This is a genomic window from Liquorilactobacillus oeni DSM 19972, from assembly GCF_001436275.1.
In the GTDB taxonomy this organism is placed as follows: Bacteria; Bacillota; Bacilli; order Lactobacillales; family Lactobacillaceae; genus Liquorilactobacillus; species Liquorilactobacillus oeni.
This window is the reverse complement of record NZ_AZEH01000020.1, coordinates 176199-192125: the sequence shown is the minus strand read 5'-3', so window position 1 is coordinate 192125 and position 15927 is coordinate 176199. Positions and strand designations below refer to the sequence as shown.

The following is a 15927-nucleotide window of genomic DNA, read 5'->3' as shown; positions in this document are numbered from 1 at the left end:
GAAGCGGTGACAGTGCAGTACGTAGCAATGAAAAATTTTGATATTAGAAGAAATCTTGCAACTGAACAGTATCTGATGAATAATGATGATTTAAAATTGCCCATGATGCTGTTTTATATTGAAAAATCATGTGTAATTGTGGGACGCAATCAAAATACCATTGAAGAAATTGATCAGAAATATTGCCGTGATCATGACGTTACTATTACTCGTCGTTTGTCAGGCGGCGGTGCAATGTATCAGGACCTTGGGAATCTTTGCTTCAGCTTTATTGTGGATGCAGATCATCATCGTTTTGGGGATTTTAAAACAATGGTTGCTCCAATTGTTTCAGCCTTGCATGAGATTGGCGTTGCTGGTGCAGAAGTTACCGGCAGGAATGATATTGTAGTAGACGGGAAAAAATTTTCTGGTAATGCGATGTATACTAGAGGAGGAAAGACCTTTTCACATGGAACTTTGATGCTTGATGTGGATACGGATGAAGTAACTAAGACTTTAAATGTTCCGTTAGACAAAATACAATCAAAGGGAATCAAGTCTGTTAGAAGCAGAGTTACTAACCTTAGGCCTTATCTGGCGCCGGCTTACCACGATATTACGACTGAGCAGTTTCGTGACTTGCTGGTCATGCGCGTTCTCGGGGTTGATAGTATGGAAGAAGCACAAAAGCACCAGTATCATCTGACCCCAGAAGACGAAAAAGAAATTGACAAGATAGAAGAAAAGTATTACAGCAACTGGGATTGGGTATACGGTCATTCACCTAATTTCACTGTCAAAAAACGACAACATTTTAATAGTGGAACAATTGATGCACGGATTTTGGTTGAAAAGGGCAAAATTGAAAATATTAAATTCTATGGTGACTTTTTTGGAACAGATAATGTGCAAAAATTAGAAGATTTGCTTGAAGGATGCATCTTTGACGAAGCTAAAATAGTGGAAGCCTTAAAAGATATTGACTTGAACAAATATTTCCAAGGTATTCCACGTCAAGAGGTTATTAGCTTGTTGGCAAATTAAAAATTGCAATTACGAAAAGCAACGTTTAAGAAGTATGTGATAGGGTCTAAGATTTGCTGAGATACGCGGTGAGTTAGAAACATAAAATAGATAAAAGCGGACTACTAGCAATCTTGTATTTGAAAAAATAAATTTTTGAAACACTTTTAATAGTAGTTTGGGGAAGGGAATTGGGTCAAATAACTTTTGACCCAGTTCCTCTGTTTTTAATCTGAAATAGGCGCATTAATATGTGTCTGGCCCGCTCAATCGCGAATTTTAATCATAGTCAAGTTCAGACTATGTTCGTAATACATAGTTAATGCTCAAAGCCTAATGTTTTTGGGATGTTACAGCAATCGTTTTTTAGGTTTAATTTATACAAGAATTAATGCTGACAGAAAACAAACTGGAGGTTTTTTAAGTGAAGTGGCAAACAATTTGGATGCATACTTGCAATGATTTTTCTTCACTCCCTTTTAAAATGGAACAATTGACACAAATTATTCAGGTAACTTCAAACCTTACAGGGACTAAGATACGCTTCAGATTAGCTAATCTTTATGGAAAACAGGAGCTAATATTTCAAAACGTCGAATTCTCAAAAGATGAGACGTTTCATGTGAAACTTCAGGTAACATTGCAAGGATCGCCAATCATCAAAATTCCCCAAGGAGGAAAAATTAAAACGGATCCGCTTGAGGTTAAGGTTCAAGCAGGTGAGAAAATTTTTCTTAGGTTAAGCAGTAATAAGCCGCAGACTTATACGGATTTCGGCAATACTTATGATACAACGCTAACTAATGCAGGGATTATTCGCAAAGCAGATGGATTACCGCGGCTACGCAGTTCTTTTACGGCACGAAGAGGCTGGTTTTGCTTAGATCAAGTTCAACTTTATACGGTAAAGCAGCCAAAAGTAATTTTGTTTACTGGAGACTCTCTTATTGAGATGGGTTTAATCAGCGATAGTTTAACTGCAAAATTATATCGAAACTTTCCAGAAAAGGTTGTAGCATTAAATAGTGGAATTTCAGGAAACAGGGTATTGCATGATGCTCCCGAAGATGAGCTGCTTTATCAGACTTTTGGTCAAGGACTGCTAGAAAGAGTACCAAAGTTGCTCAATATTAAACCTGATCTGGTATTTGTTTTTGCGGGTGGAAATGATCTTATTTTACCTTTACTCAGCACGCAGGCCCAAGCACAATTGGTATCTGCTGAGGAATTAGCAGAAGCTATGGCTAAGGTACAGCTCTTGGTTTCAGAAAATGGCGGTGTACTTCTTTGGGGAGATCTTTTTCCTTTTAAGCTAGGCCATAATAATACTGTATTTCATACAAAAATGTATAATAATGCTCAACAGATACGACGTAGACTCAATCAGTTGGTAAGGGGAAGAGGGTATGTTTTTCATAACAATTTTGTCGAAAATAATGAAGGACAATTGGCTGATACATATGATCTTGGAGATCATTTGCATATAGGTAAAGAAGGAGGTATGAAAATTGCAGCTCGTCTATATAAAAGAGTCTGTTTAGCACTAAAACTATATTGAAAATGAAAGGTATTGTTGCACATTTACTCAAGGTATATACTGAACTGGAAATAGCTTTTGTTCAGATATAATTAGTTCTCATATGGAAAGTATATAAAGAAGTTATATACGATGAAAAAGCACCTAAGGGAAGGGAAATTGTGATGATTGATCTGCATGAATTCTTGGATAGACTAAATCCAAATCAGAAAATTAATTATGATACAATCCTGCAAAAAATGGTTAAAAATTGGCAGCTGACCAAAAGCAGACCTAAGATCTTGCTGCATAGTTGTTGTGCACCGTGCAGTACATACACCCTTGAGTACTTAACAAGATACGCCGATGTGACCGTATATTATGCAAACTCTAATATTCATCCACGTGCAGAGTATCAACGACGTGAATATGTGCAGCAAAAATTTATTCATGATTTTAATGAAAAAACTGGCAACCACGTTCGCTTTTTAGCAGCATCTTATGAACCGCAGAAATATTTTGAAGCTGTGAGAGGTTTAGAAAAAGAACCCGAAGGTGCAAAACGCTGCCGGGTATGTTTTAGCTATCGCTTGGACATTGTTGCTGCTAAGGCTGTTGAACTTAATTTTGACTATTTTGGCAGTGCACTAACTATTAGCCCGCACAAAAACTCGCAAGTAGTAAATAGTGTGGGAATAGAGGTTCAGAATTTTTATACTACAAAGTATCTGCCAAGTGATTTTAAGAAAAACAATGGCTACCAGCGTTCACTTGAAATGTGCAAAGAATATAATGTTTACAGACAGTGCTATTGCGGTTGTATTTTTGCGGCTAAAATGCAGGGGATTAATTTGCCGCAAATTAGACGAGAAGCTATAGAATTTATTAAAGGTAAAGATGGCGCCGCAGAATTTCCTGAGATAAGATTTGTTTATCATGATAAAAGTGAGAAAGTTGAATAATAACACTACATACCTTAATTATTGAAGCATGTTAATGTGCCTATTTCAGATTAAAAAAGGGGTCTGAGTCAAAACTTATGTTTTGGCTCAATTTTTTTGGACTCTTTTGCAATTTCATATCAACGTGTTTCAATAGTCAGTCTTTTCTGCTTAACCACAAATTACTCATAGTCAAATTCGGACTATCTTCGTAATTAGCAGTTAATGCTCAAAGTCTAACGGCTATTGGCACACTCCCTCTTTTTTGTAATCATGCATCAATGTACTGTATCTAGTTTTTGCTATGCGTTTTTTCGGTATGCGTATATTTAAAAAATAGAGTTTCTGTGATTAAAAGCAGAATAACAGTAAAACCAATTGCTAGATGAGTACCTGTAACAAGAGAATGTGGAATATCTGCAATCACAATCATTAAAGTCGTTGAAACAGAAGCAGCTATCTGCCTTAAAGAGTTATTAAGTGCGGATGCGTGACTGACATAAAGAGGAGCAACGTCCCTGAAAGCTTCTGACATTGCAGGTGAAAAGACTAACGAATTCCCAATCATCCTAAGCAGATAAGCAAAGGTAATTATCCAAATCGGTGTTTTTTCATTCATTAGTAAAAAGGGAACCGTAGCAATTAGCATAAGTACAAACCCGACATTAAGCAACAGTTTAGGACCATGCAGATCATAATAACGGCCTGCCAAAGCTGCAAACAGGGCATTTAGAATTGCCCCTGGAAGAAGTACAAACCCGGCTTGCATACTGCTGAGGCCTTTAACATTTTCAACAAAGATCGGGATAAGCTGTTCAGTGCCGATCAGAACCATGAAAGCCAGCATTCCAACAAGTGTAAACAGGCGAAAAGAACGTAATTTAAATAATTGAACGCGTAACATCGGTTTTTTAAGTTGCAATTGCCGGCGAGTAAACACAAATAACAAAAAAAGACCGACAAGTAATGCTAAAAGCGCAAGAAGAATATTCTGCTGAAAGATAGTTAAGCTTGCAAGTGCTATTCCAGAGCCAAAAAGCGATAGAAAAACAGAGATAAAGTCGATCTTGATATCTTGCGGTTTTGAAAAATTAGGAAAAGTTATAAATCCTATGATTAAAATAAGAAACATAAAAGGAAGTATTAAAATAAATAAATACTGCCAATTGAAGAAATGAAGAATAACACCCGAAATAGTCGGTCCAATTGCTGGGCCAGAAGCAACTATTAGACTAGACATTCCCAGAACAGTTCCTCTTTTTTCAGGCGGATAGATCGTAATCATCGTTGTCATCTGAAATGACATCAAAATACCGCCTGCACATGCTTGCAAAAGGCGAGCCAAAAGCAGGATTTCAAAGTTAGAGGCACTTGCTCCCAGTAATGTTCCACAAATAAAAAGGCCAACAGTTGATAAAAATAATTGTCTATTGCTGAACTTCTCATAGAGATTAGAAGAAAGTGGCATGACTATTCCAACAACTAAAATATAACCGGTTGTAAGCCACTGAACGTTAGTCAGTGTAATTTTTAAAGATTGCTGGATTGGAGTCAATGCAGTAATCATCATTGTTTGACTGGCAAGCGAAATAAACGTTGAAAATAAAAGAAGTATAGTAATAATAGTGCGCTTGCGAGAGTTTAATTGTATTGGCATAAGGAGCCATCCTTCCTAAATATAGTAGAAACTTGCAAACACATTAATGTTAGTTGGAAGCAAAGAAAAATTCAAGAAGGAAAAGGCAGTGACATTTGATGATATACTGAGTCGAAAATGATGTTTGCACAAAGATCGCGGAAAAGATATACTTGAGCATAAGTTAGATTAAAATTCAATGAAAGAGGTGCTTTGCATGAGAGCTATTTTGACCACTATCGGTAAAGACCAAGTAGGTATTATTGCTGGTGTTAGTAACTTTTTGGCTGAAAATAAAATTAATATTCTTGACGTTTCACAAACAATTATGGATGGTTATTTCACAATGATGATGATGGTTGAAATAAGAAATGAAAATCTCGACTTTGTAGCATTGACACAACAATTGGATGAATTAGGGAAAAAATTAGGAGTAGAAATCAAAATCAGGCGCGCAGAAATTTATCATGCAATGCATCAACTATAGGAGGATCAGAATTTAGATGGAAACAGAAAAAATCATAGAAACGATTCATATGATCTCCGATGAAAAACTGGATGTACGAACAATTACTATGGGTATTTCCCTTTTGGATTGCATTGATAGCAACAGTGAAAGAGCCTGTGAACGAATTTACCACAAGATAATGACGAAGGCTAAAAATCTCGTTAAGGTGGGCCAGCAACTTGAAGCGGAGTATGGAATTCCAATTATTAATAAACGAATTTCAGTGACACCAATTTCAATTGTTGCTGCTGCTTGTAAGGATCATGATTATTTCAAATATGCACAAACACTCGATCGTGCTGCTAAAGACTTAGGTGTTAATTTTATTGGCGGTTTTTCAGCTTTGGTACAAAAGGGTTATCAAAGCGGCGATTTGCGTTTGATTCATTCGTTACCGCAGGTGCTGTCTGAAACTGACCTTGTCTGTGCATCTGTAAATGTAGGGTCAACACGCAGTGGAATCAATATGGATGCGGTGGCACAGATGGGAAAAGTCATAAAAGAAGCAGCTGAACGTTCATTTATGTCAAATACCAAAATGGTTGTTTTCTGTAATGCGGTTGAAGACAATCCTTTTATGGCTGGAGCTTTTCATGGTGTCGGCGAAAAAGATGTAGTCATCAATGTGGGTGTTAGCGGGCCAGGAGTAGTCAAGCATGCCCTTGAAAAGGTAAAGGGTGAACCGCTTGATGTAGTTGCTGAAACAATCAAAAAAACGGCTTTTAAAGTGACTAGAATGGGTCAGCTTATAGGAAGTTTAGCAGCAAAAAGATTGAATGTTCCTTTTGGAATCGTTGATCTTTCACTTGCACCGACACCAGCAGTGGGAGACTCAGTTGCAGAAATTTTAGAAGAAATTGGGCTTGAAACTGTCGGTACCCATGGTACAACAGCAGCATTAGCTTTGTTGAATGATGCAGTTAAAAAGGGCGGTATTATGGCATGCAACCATGTCGGCGGATTATCGGGCGCATTTATTCCAGTTTCAGAAGATGCAGGAATGATTGCGGCTGCAAAGTCCGGTACATTGAATGTTGAAAAGCTAGAAGCAATGACAGCGGTATGTTCTGTTGGCTTAGACATGATAGCAATTCCGGGTGATACACCAGCAGAAACAATTTCCGCAATGATTGCTGATGAAGCGGCAATCGGGATGATCAATAATAAAACAACTGCTGTTCGTGTGTTGCCAATTAAGGGTAAAAAAGTCGGTGACGTGGCGGAGTTTGGTGGTCTGTTAGGACATGCACCGATCATGGCCGTTAATTCGGCTTCTTCAGCTGCTATGATTTCACGTGGTGGTTTGATTCCAGCACCAATTCATAGTTTTAAAAATTAACTGATCGGAAATAAAATTTCAAGATGGCAACAAATAATGGATAGTAGTTAAAAAAAATAATCCGGAAGTGTGCGAATAGTCGTTGAACTTTGAATATTAGCGTATATTACAAACATAGCCTGAATTTGACTATGCTTAAGTTCGTGGTTAAGCGGAAAAGATTTGCTATTTGCATATAACATGAAATAAAGGGACCAGGTCAAAACGTAACTTTTGTCTTGGTTCCTCTTTTTTGAGTATTAATATAGGGAATGGTGCAAGTTACTGGACTATACTAAAAATTTTATCTATGTATATCTACAAAATGTGAGCGTGTTTACTTTTCTTAAAAATACATAACTGCTTAAATTATAAGGACTATCAAGGAAGTGTGGTCACATTTCTTTGAAGTATTCAAGTTTAATCGGTCAAAAACAATCATAAACACTTAATTTTATGGTTGAATATGAGGTTTTTTGCATTTTTTTGATTGATTTTTAGTAATCACGGTGTTAATATATTTTTTGGGGGTAGTGTAAGTGCTTGCAGAAGAACGGCAACAGATAATATTAGCGATGTTGGAAAGCAAAGGAATTATTAAGTTGCAAGATATTTGTGATTCCGTTGAGTGCTCAGAATCATCAGCACGTCGCGATTTACAGGTGCTGGAAGAAAGAGGAATGCTCCTTAGATTTCACGGAGGCGCGAAGCTTAAACATTCTTTGCAACAGGAACTTGATATGAGCGGCAAGTTTTCCAAAAACACACAGCAAAAAAATGAAATTGCAAAGTTGGCTGCTACTTCAGTACAAGATGGTGATGTTATCTACCTTGATGCTGGAACATCTACACTTGCAATGATTGGTTTCTTGCATGCTGGTAAAAATTTGGTCGTTGTTACTAATGGTGTGATGCATGCATCAGCACTTGCAGATCAAAATATTCGTACGATTCTGGTAGGTGGCGAACTGAAGAATACTACTAAGGCAATTATTGGGGTTGAAACTGTTAAACAGTTACAACAATACCGTTTTGACAAGGTTTTTTTAGGAATGAACGGTGTCCATCTGCAATATGGGTATACTACACCTGACCCTGATGAAGCAGCAGTAAAGAAAACAGCAATCATACAAGGAGAAAGGGCTTATATACTGGTTGATGATTCCAAATTCGACCAAATTTCCTTCGTTAAAGTTGCAGAGATAGCTGATGCGGTAATTATTACGAATAAGCTATCTAGATCGGTTTTCGATCAATACAGTAAGCAAACAAAAATTCAGGAGGTCTCACTATGATTTACACGGTAACAGTTAATCCATCTATTGATTACATTGTGCAGTTGAAAGAACTTACGCTAGGTAAAGTCAATCGCATGGATTATGATACCAAATTACCTGGTGGCAAGGGAATCAATGTTTCCCGAATTTTACGCGAGTTAGGTCATGAAAATGTTGCACTTGGTTTTTTAGGCGGTTTTACCGGCAGTTTTGTTGAAAAATCACTGGAAGCAAAAAAACTGCAGACAAGTTTTACTCATATAGCCGCTGATACCAGAATTAATGTTAAGGTTAAAGCACAAAATGAGACTGAAATTAACGGTAAGGGACCGCAAATTACCGCAGATGAGGTTGCCAAATTCAAGGAATCATTTGATAAACTTGAAAAGGATGACGTTGTGATTTTATCGGGCAGTCTTGCTCCGAGTTTGGACGATAATTTTTACTTCGACCTTATAGAACTTATTCGTGCAAAGGGTGCAGAGTTCGTAATTGATACAACCGGTGAAGGTTTGATGAAATCACTTAAGGAACATCCCTTAGTTGTTAAACCTAACCATCATGAACTTGCTGAACTTTTCGGAGTTAAGTTTGATGGAATCAGTGACATTGTAAAATATGGTAAAAAGCTGTTGAAACTTGGGGCACAGCATGTACTGATTTCAATGGCTGGCGATGGCGGTCTGTTGATCACACCCGAAAAAGTTTACTATAGCAAGGCCCCGAAAGGGACAGTTATTAACTCTGTCGGCGCTGGTGATTCTATGATTGGTGGGTTTGTAGGTACTTATGCTGCTACAAAAAACCCGCTTGAAAGTTTCCGTTATGGTTTAGCTTGCGGGAGTGCCACAGCATTTTCTGAAGATCTTGCTGATCGCAGTAAGATTGATGAAATTTTGCCAGGTATAAAAATCGAGAACTATGAAAAATAAAAAATTAATTTAAAAGGGAAGTGTTTTTAGTGGATATTCGTGAATTGTTATTGAAAGATGCAATGATCATGGATCTCAAAGCTTCGACTAAAGAAGAAGCAATTAATGAGATGGTGCACCAATATTTTGTAACAGGTGTTATTAATGACGAAGAACTCTATAAAAAAGATATTGTTGCTCGGGAAAAGCAGTCAACCACTGGAATAGGTGACGGGATTGCAATGCCGCATGCAAAAGATAAGGCTGTTCAGCGTGCAACTGTTCTGTTTGCTAAAAGTGAAAAGGGTGTTGATTACGATGCTTTGGATGGCAATCCTGTACATTTATTCTTTATGATTGCTGCTCCAGAAGGTGCTAATAATACGCATTTACAAGCATTAGCAACATTGTCAGGTCTTTTGATCGATCCAGCTTTGGTAGCTAAATTGAAAAAAGCTAAGACACCTGATGAAGTCCATCAGCTTTTTGCAGATGCCCAGGCCCAAAAAGAAGCTAAAGATAAAGCTGAAGAAAAGAAAGAAGCACAACAAACGACAACACCTGCTTCTTCTGATCGTCCTTATATTGTAGCGGTAACAGCTTGTCCTACCGGAATCGCGCACACATATATGGCTGAAGAAGCTTTGAAAAAGCAGGCTGAAGCAATGGGTGTCGATATCAAGGTTGAAACAAATGGATCTGAAGGTGTTAAACACTTATTGACTGCAGATGAAATCAGACGTGCAGCTGGGGTTATAATTGCTGCTGATAAGAAGGTTGCAATGGCTCGTTTCAACGGCAAGCATTTGGTAAACCGTCCAGTAGTTGACGGAATCAAAAAGTCCGAAGAACTGATCACCAAAGCGGTCAATGCGGATGCACCTGTTTATCATGCAGATTCAGCTGAGGAAGAAGAAGGCGATGATGCAGGCGGCTCAATTGGAAGTAAAATTTACAAAGATTTGATGAATGGGATCTCCCATATGCTTCCATTTGTTGTCGGCGGTGGTATTTTGATGGCCCTGTCATTTGTAATTGAACAATTTCTTGGTGGGCCGAAGTCAATTGGATTTATTTTCTTAAACAATGCCGGCAGTTTAGCATTTGCTTTCATGATACCGGTTTTGGCAGGTTATATTGCTGAATCAATTGGCGATCGTCCAGCTTTGATGCCTGGGTTTGTTGGTGGATTCATGGCAACTGTCTACAGCGGATCTTTTGGCGGAGCATATACAGCAAATGTAATGACGAATGCTAAAAGTGCAGCTGGATTCTTAGGCGGTATTGCTGCTGGTTTCATAGCAGGATACTTAACTATCTTCCTTAGAAAGCTGTTTTCTAAACTTCCTAAGTCACTTGAAGGTATGAAACCAATGCTCCTTTATCCAATTTTCGGATTGCTGTTGGTTGCTTTAATTATGTTCTTTATTGTTAATCCAATTTTTGCAATTATAAATACTTGGGTAACCGCCTTCTTGAATCACATGGGAACTGGTAATGCTGTTCTCTTAGGTATCGTTCTTGGCGGGATGATGTCAATCGATATGGGTGGTCCTTTCAACAAAGCGGCCTATGTTTTCGCTGTTGCAGCCTTTACTTCAACTAATAACGGGAACCTTATGGCAGCTGTAATGGCCGGTGGGATGGTTCCACCGTTTGCAACAGCTATTGCAACAGCCTTTTGGCCAAAGAAGTTTACAGATGATGAGCGTAAAGCAGGAATCACAAACTGGGTTCTGGGCTTCTCCTTCATTACAGAAGGCGCAATTCCATTTGCAACAGCAGATCCATTACGTGTTTTATCTTCATGTATTGTAGGGTCAGCTATTGCTGGCGGCTTAACTCAATTTTGGAAAGTCAGCGTTCCAGCACCTCATGGCGGTTTCTGGGTAACACCGCTTGCTACTAATGCTTTTGGATATATCTTTGCTGTAGTAATTGGAGCAATTATTTCCGGGGTAATAATGGGAATGTGGAAACAAACAAAAGAAACGGCTAAGTAAAAAGTTAGTTGTAGATATAAAAGGGGAGTGTGTCAATAGCTATTAGGCTTTGAGTATTAACAGCGAGTTACGAATATAGTCTGAATTTGACTGTGAGTAATTCGTGACTAAGCAGAAAAGGCTGGCTGTTGAAACACGTTAATGTACGACTTACAGATTAAAACAGAGAGACTGAGTCAAAAGTTAGCTTTTGACTCAGTCTCTCTGTTATTTTATATAAATGGAAAGTAGTTTAAAAAAATACTACTGTATCAGAAAAACCTTAAATGAAAGTTGAAAGGGCAGTTTTCTAAAAATAATTTTTACCCGGTGTCAACTCAAGCGGGCGCTGATTAACACTTGTAGAAAAGACAATTTGCGTTTTGGTTTCTCCGAAGCGTTGAATGTCATTGATGAAATTATCTAAGGATTTAGTGGACTTGAAATAACAGGTAATAATCTGAGAATAACTTCCCGTTACACAGTCGCAAGAAACCACATTACCGACAGATTTAATGTAAGGATAGAAATCATTTTTATCCTTTGCAGAAAGTCTTAAGCTAACATAGGCTTTAATAGGAAATCCTAGTATTTTATAATCAATCGAAGTCTGATAGCTGCTGATGATTCCCCGCTGTTCTAAATGTGATAACCGCGTCGAAACAGCAGGCGCTGAAATAAAACAGATATCAGCTAGTTTTTTTAAAGAAATTCGTGCATCCTTTTGTAAAGTAGATACTATTTTTAAATCAATTTCATCCATAAAAATCCCTCCAAGCTGCTCTACGTAATATAATATAACATATAAAAGCTAAGTACACACTCTGAATCCTTAGAAGACTAATTTAGCCCTAAAACTTTTTTCACTGTTCTTTCCATTTCGTGAGGCTTGATTTCTTTTTTAGCACGAATGGGCGAATCAAAAAGACGCGAAATTGTTGGCGGAAGCGGAATGTGAATTTTGCCTTGTAGTGCAGTGACAGCTTCTAAGCCGGGAATGAATGCGTTAGGATCATGCAATCCGACAAGAACCGCTTGTGCAAACTTATAAGGGCTGGCAGTTGAAACTACAATGGTAAAATGTTCATCCTCTGTTGTATCTTGAAAACTTCTTGCTACATAAGAAGCAACTGCTGTATGCGGATCAAGGGCTATTTTGTCTTTTGAAAAGAAACGATCAATTTCAGCTGCTGTTTTATCTTCACTAGCAAAGTTAGCATAAAACGATTTTAACTGTGAGCGCATTTGAGAAGTAATCGTATAATTTCCCTCTTCTTCTAACTGTTTCATAAAGGTACTTGTCTTTTGGGGGTCCTCTTTGGTCAGATAAAAGAGTAGTCTTTCCAAATTGCTTGAAATTAAGATATCCATTGACGGAGAAGATGTTACATAAAAAGGCCGTTTTCTATCATAAAGACCAGTATTAAAAAACTTTGTTAAAACGTTATTTTTATTTGAGGCACACAGGAGTTTATTGACAGGCAAGCCCATCTTTTTAGCATAATAACCAGCAAGAATATTACCAAAGTTTCCTGTGGGAACGCTAAAATTTACTTTTTCATAAGGCTTGATTTTATGATCCTTCAGTAATTGGCTGTAGGCATAGAAATAATAAACCACTTGAGGAAATAGTCTGCCAATATTGATGGAGTTGGCAGAAGAAAAACGGTAACCGTTTTTGGCCAAATCATTTTCAAGTAAAGTGTCGTTAAAAATTTTCTTGACCCTTGTCTGTGCATCATCAAAATTACCATCTACACCAAATATAAAAGTATTCTTTCCTTGCTGAGTCAGCATTTGTCTTTCCTGAATAAAGCTGACACCGTGCTTAGGATAAAAAACAATTATTTTGGTATGCGGGACATTTGCAAATCCAGCAAGTGCTGCCTTTCCAGTATCACCAGAAGTAGCTGTTAAAATAACTGTTTCTTTTTTTTCACTTTTTTTTGAAGCAGCAACGGACATTAAATGAGGCAGTAGCTGAAGTGCAACATCCTTAAAAGCAATTGTCGGCCCATGAAAAAGTTCAAGGAAGCCCAGTCCCTCATAATAAGACATAGGAGCAATTTTAGGAGTATCAAAATTTTTTCCATATGCCTTTGTGATACAAGAACGCAATTCTGTTTCAGTAAAATCGCTGAAAAATAATTTCAAAATTTGATATGCAAGTTCTTGGTAGCTGAAATTGGGCAGATCATCTAGTGGAAAGGTGATTTTAGGGATAGAAGTAGGAACATACAATCCGCCATCAGGGCTGAGGCCTTGTAAAATAGCACTTGATGCAGAAACTGTTTCTTTAGTTTTACCCCGAGTACTACGGTAAAGTATTTTCATGTGGACGCTCTCTCCTTCTTGACTGTTGAATAATTGTTCTCGCTTATAAGAAGAATACCATAAATAAAAAAATGGTGATAGTTTTCTAAAGAAGTTGCAAAGACTAATGAAATCAACTATGAAAATTAGAAATGAAGTCTTTTTAAAGTTAATAAGCAGAAAATTAAATTTTTATGATAGAATGGTTTCAACAAGAAAACAGGAGGGTACTATATGCAGGCCATAAATATCGGTATTTTGGGGTTAGGAACTGTTGGGAGCGGCGTAATAAAACTTATAAAGGACCATCAAAAAAAAATCTCAGGTATTACGGGTCGACAACTCGTGATTAAAAGAGCTGTTGTGCACAATCCTGATAAAAAAAGAAATGTCGATTTATCTGGGATTACTGTTACCACTGATATCAATGACTTGATTAATGACCCTGATATTCAGATTGTAGTCGAAGTTATGGGAACAGTAGAGATAGCAAAGGATTACATTGAACGTCTCTTGCGAGCAGGAAAACATATTATTACAGCTAACAAAGATTTAATTGCAATTCATGGATCACAGTTGGCTGAACTTGCAGATAAAAATCACTGTGACCTTTTTTATGAAGCAAGCGTCGCTGGTGGAATTCCAATCTTGAGAACAATAGTCAGCTCATTTGCAGCTGATAGGATTATTGAAGTTAAGGGGATCGTTAATGGCACAACAAACTATATTTTGACACAAATGAGCCAAAATAATGTTTCCTTTAATGAGGCTTTGAAATCTGCTCAGAAACTGGGCTTTGCCGAAGCAGATCCTACAAACGATGTTGCAGGAATTGATGCTGCATATAAAATGATTATTTTGACACAGTTTGCGTTTGGAATGAATGTTACCCTCACTGATATTAAAACAACTGGTATTCAAAAAATTGAACTTGCAGATATTAAACAAGCAGAAGAACTCGGCTACAAAATTAAATTGCTAGGGATTGCAAAATTGATTGATAAACGTATTAGCGTCTCTGTTGGACCCGTACTGATACCTGCAAGCCAACCGCTGGCAGCAGTGCAAAACGAAAATAATGCGGTTTTAGTTACAGGTGCGGCAGTAGGCGAAACAATGTTTTATGGTCCTGGAGCAGGAGAGCTGCCGACAGCAAACAGTGTCTTAAGTGATATCATTGCAGTTACTAAGGATATTGTTATGAAGACAACAGGAAGCAGGTTTAATGAATTTTCTCAAGAAGGAAAGACAGCAAGTAAAGAAAATGTTTTTTATCCTTACTACATTTCATTAAAAGTTAAAGATCGTCCGGGCCAGATGCTTAAGATTACCCGCATAATGTCAGAAATAAATGCCAGTTTCCACTTAATAATTCAGACTGAGTTAGATGAAGAAAATGCTAGGGTAGTGATGACAACGCATCAGGTTTCTGAATCACAGTTGGATGCTATTCTTAATGGTATTTCTAAACTAAAAGAAATTAGTGTAATAGCAGCGTATAAAATTCTACCTGGACAACAATAAGGAGTCAGAAGATGGTTTTAAAGATCAAGGTTCCGGCAACAAGTGCAAACCTTGGACCAGGGTTTGATTCACTCGGAATTGCAGTGGACTGTTATTTAACACTTATAGTAGAAGAAAAAACTTCAAAGTGGGAAGTAATTCATGAAATGGGAAGAATACCCCACGATAAAAGGAATATGATTGTAGAGACTGCTTTGAAACTTGCACCGGGACTTTCTCCTCATCGTCTTAGAGTAGTCTCAGAAATTCCGCTTGCCCGTGGATTAGGCAGTAGTTCTTCAGCAATTGTGGCAGGGATAGAATTGGCAGATCGGCTTGGAAATTTGCAGCTTTCTTTGGAAGAAAAGGTACAGTTTGCAACAGAACTCGAAGGACATCCTGATAACGTGGCGCCTGCAATATTAGGAGGATTTGTTGCTTCTACTTATACTGAGGGAAAAGCAATCAGTGTAAAATTGAACTTTCCGAAGGTAGCACTAGTTGCATATGTGCCGCAAGAACCGCTTTTGACAAGCAAGAGTCGAGAAGTTCTGCCACAGAGGCTGTCCTTCAAGAAAGCTGTGGCAGGCAGCAGTATTGCGAATACTCTGATTGGAGCGCTTCTAACAAATCAGCTTGATAAAGTTAAATTTTTGTTAGAAAAGGACCAATTTCACGAAGGCTACCGCCGTAAACTAGTCCCAGATCTTGATAAAATTAGAAAAATAGCACAAAATTATAGAACTTATGGCACGTATTTGAGCGGAGCAGGGCCGACAGTAATGACTCTTGTGGCTTTTGAAGATAAATTTTTATTTGTGCAGGCGTTAAATAGACAACTTAAGTTTGGAGAAGCTCTTACATTAAATTGTGTAGAACAAGGTTTGCAGATCAGTTAGGGGAGTATTTGTGCTTAGTTTGTAAAAAGCTAATTAAAAGTTTAGTTAATTTAAAAATATAATGTTAAATTTAGTTTGAGGCGCTGGCTAATCCAGTTCTTTGAACTAATTTTTCTTT

The 15927-nt window shown here is 37.7% G+C and carries 13 protein-coding genes; 10 read left to right on the top strand and 3 right to left on the bottom strand.

Annotated elements, in window-relative coordinates:
* The first annotated feature begins 12 nt into the window (after window positions 1-12).
* The 3 genes from FD46_RS01915 (at window position 13) to FD46_RS01905 (ending at window position 3483) form a co-directional block, all read left to right on the top strand.
* On the top strand, window positions 13-1026 hold the full coding sequence (locus FD46_RS01915; RefSeq protein WP_057895498.1) for a lipoate--protein ligase: 1014 nt from the start codon (window positions 13-15) through the stop codon (window positions 1024-1026).
* Between the two features lie 403 nt (window positions 1027-1429).
* Window positions 1430-2563: an SGNH/GDSL hydrolase family protein gene (locus tag FD46_RS01910; RefSeq protein WP_057895497.1), complete on the top strand. Its 1134-nt coding sequence runs from the start codon at window positions 1430-1432 to the stop codon at window positions 2561-2563.
* Between the two features lie 143 nt (window positions 2564-2706).
* The gene (locus tag FD46_RS01905; protein ID WP_057895496.1) at window positions 2707-3483 is read left to right on the top strand and encodes an epoxyqueuosine reductase QueH; all 777 of its coding nucleotides are present in this window, start codon (window positions 2707-2709) and stop codon (window positions 3481-3483) included.
* Window positions 3484-3754: 271 nt separating this feature from the next.
* Here the strand turns inward: FD46_RS01905 and FD46_RS01900 are convergent, their stop codons facing one another.
* Window positions 3755-5119 (bottom strand): MFS transporter, encoded by a 1365-nt coding sequence (locus FD46_RS01900; RefSeq protein WP_057895495.1) that lies wholly within the window; start codon window positions 5117-5119, stop codon window positions 3755-3757.
* A 196-nt stretch (window positions 5120-5315) separates the two neighbouring features.
* Here FD46_RS01900 and FD46_RS01895 point away from each other — a divergent pair, with 196 nt between their 5' ends.
* The 5 genes from FD46_RS01895 to FD46_RS01875 all read left to right on the top strand — a co-directional run bounded on the left by FD46_RS01895 (window position 5316) and on the right by FD46_RS01875 (window position 11115).
* Complete coding sequence (locus FD46_RS01895; protein WP_057895494.1) at window positions 5316-5585, top strand: ACT domain-containing protein; 270 nt, start codon at window positions 5316-5318, stop codon at window positions 5583-5585.
* Between the two features lie 16 nt (window positions 5586-5601).
* Window positions 5602-6945 (top strand): PFL family protein, encoded by a 1344-nt coding sequence (locus FD46_RS01890; protein ID WP_057895493.1) that lies wholly within the window; start codon window positions 5602-5604, stop codon window positions 6943-6945.
* Window positions 6946-7463: 518 nt separating this feature from the next.
* Window positions 7464-8219 carry a DeoR/GlpR family DNA-binding transcription regulator gene (locus tag FD46_RS01885; protein WP_057895492.1) on the top strand — a complete coding sequence of 252 codons (756 nt, stop codon included), beginning with the start codon at window positions 7464-7466 and terminating at the stop codon, window positions 8217-8219.
* Window positions 8216-9133 carry a 1-phosphofructokinase gene (pfkB, locus tag FD46_RS01880; protein ID WP_057895491.1) on the top strand — a complete coding sequence of 306 codons (918 nt, stop codon included), beginning with the start codon at window positions 8216-8218 and terminating at the stop codon, window positions 9131-9133. Before FD46_RS01885 ends, pfkB begins: the two co-directional genes overlap by 4 nt.
* A gap of 29 nt (window positions 9134-9162) precedes the next feature.
* Window positions 9163-11115, top strand: coding sequence for a PTS fructose transporter subunit IIABC (locus FD46_RS01875; RefSeq protein ID WP_057895490.1), 1953 nt, complete (start codon window positions 9163-9165; stop codon window positions 11113-11115).
* Window positions 11116-11404: 289 nt separating this feature from the next.
* Here the strand turns inward: FD46_RS01875 and FD46_RS01870 are convergent, their stop codons facing one another.
* On the bottom strand, window positions 11405-11857 hold the full coding sequence (locus FD46_RS01870) for an Lrp/AsnC family transcriptional regulator (protein ID WP_057895489.1): 453 nt from the start codon (window positions 11855-11857) through the stop codon (window positions 11405-11407).
* A gap of 77 nt (window positions 11858-11934) precedes the next feature.
* Window positions 11935-13428, bottom strand: a complete 1494-nt coding sequence (thrC, locus tag FD46_RS01865; protein WP_057895488.1) for a threonine synthase — start codon at window positions 13426-13428, stop codon at window positions 11935-11937.
* 213 nt (window positions 13429-13641) lie between these two features.
* On the opposite strand from thrC, the gene FD46_RS01860 reads away from it, so the two are divergent.
* A complete protein-coding gene (locus FD46_RS01860) occupies window positions 13642-14931 on the top strand; it encodes a homoserine dehydrogenase (RefSeq protein WP_057895487.1) in 1290 nt (429 codons plus the stop codon).
* Between the two features lie 11 nt (window positions 14932-14942).
* Complete coding sequence (gene thrB, locus FD46_RS01855; RefSeq protein ID WP_057895486.1) at window positions 14943-15809, top strand: homoserine kinase; 867 nt, start codon at window positions 14943-14945, stop codon at window positions 15807-15809.
* Window positions 15810-15927: the final 118 nt, after the last annotated feature.

Coding starts and splice junctions, on each gene's coding strand:
- FD46_RS01905 (WP_057895496.1), top strand. CDS start 2,707: ATGATTGATCTGCATGAATTCTTGGATAGACTAAATCCAAATCAGAAA.
- FD46_RS01900 (WP_057895495.1), bottom strand. CDS start 5,119: ATGCCAATACAATTAAACTCTCGCAAGCGCACTATTATTACTATACTT.
- FD46_RS01895 (WP_057895494.1), top strand. CDS start 5,316: ATGAGAGCTATTTTGACCACTATCGGTAAAGACCAAGTAGGTATTATT.
- FD46_RS01890 (WP_057895493.1), top strand. CDS start 5,602: ATGGAAACAGAAAAAATCATAGAAACGATTCATATGATCTCCGATGAA.
- pfkB (WP_057895491.1), top strand. CDS start 8,216: ATGATTTACACGGTAACAGTTAATCCATCTATTGATTACATTGTGCAG.
- FD46_RS01870 (WP_057895489.1), bottom strand. CDS start 11,857: ATGGATGAAATTGATTTAAAAATAGTATCTACTTTACAAAAGGATGCA.
- thrC (WP_057895488.1), bottom strand. CDS start 13,428: ATGAAAATACTTTACCGTAGTACTCGGGGTAAAACTAAAGAAACAGTT.
- FD46_RS01860 (WP_057895487.1), top strand. CDS start 13,642: ATGCAGGCCATAAATATCGGTATTTTGGGGTTAGGAACTGTTGGGAGC.
- thrB (WP_057895486.1), top strand. CDS start 14,943: ATGGTTTTAAAGATCAAGGTTCCGGCAACAAGTGCAAACCTTGGACCA.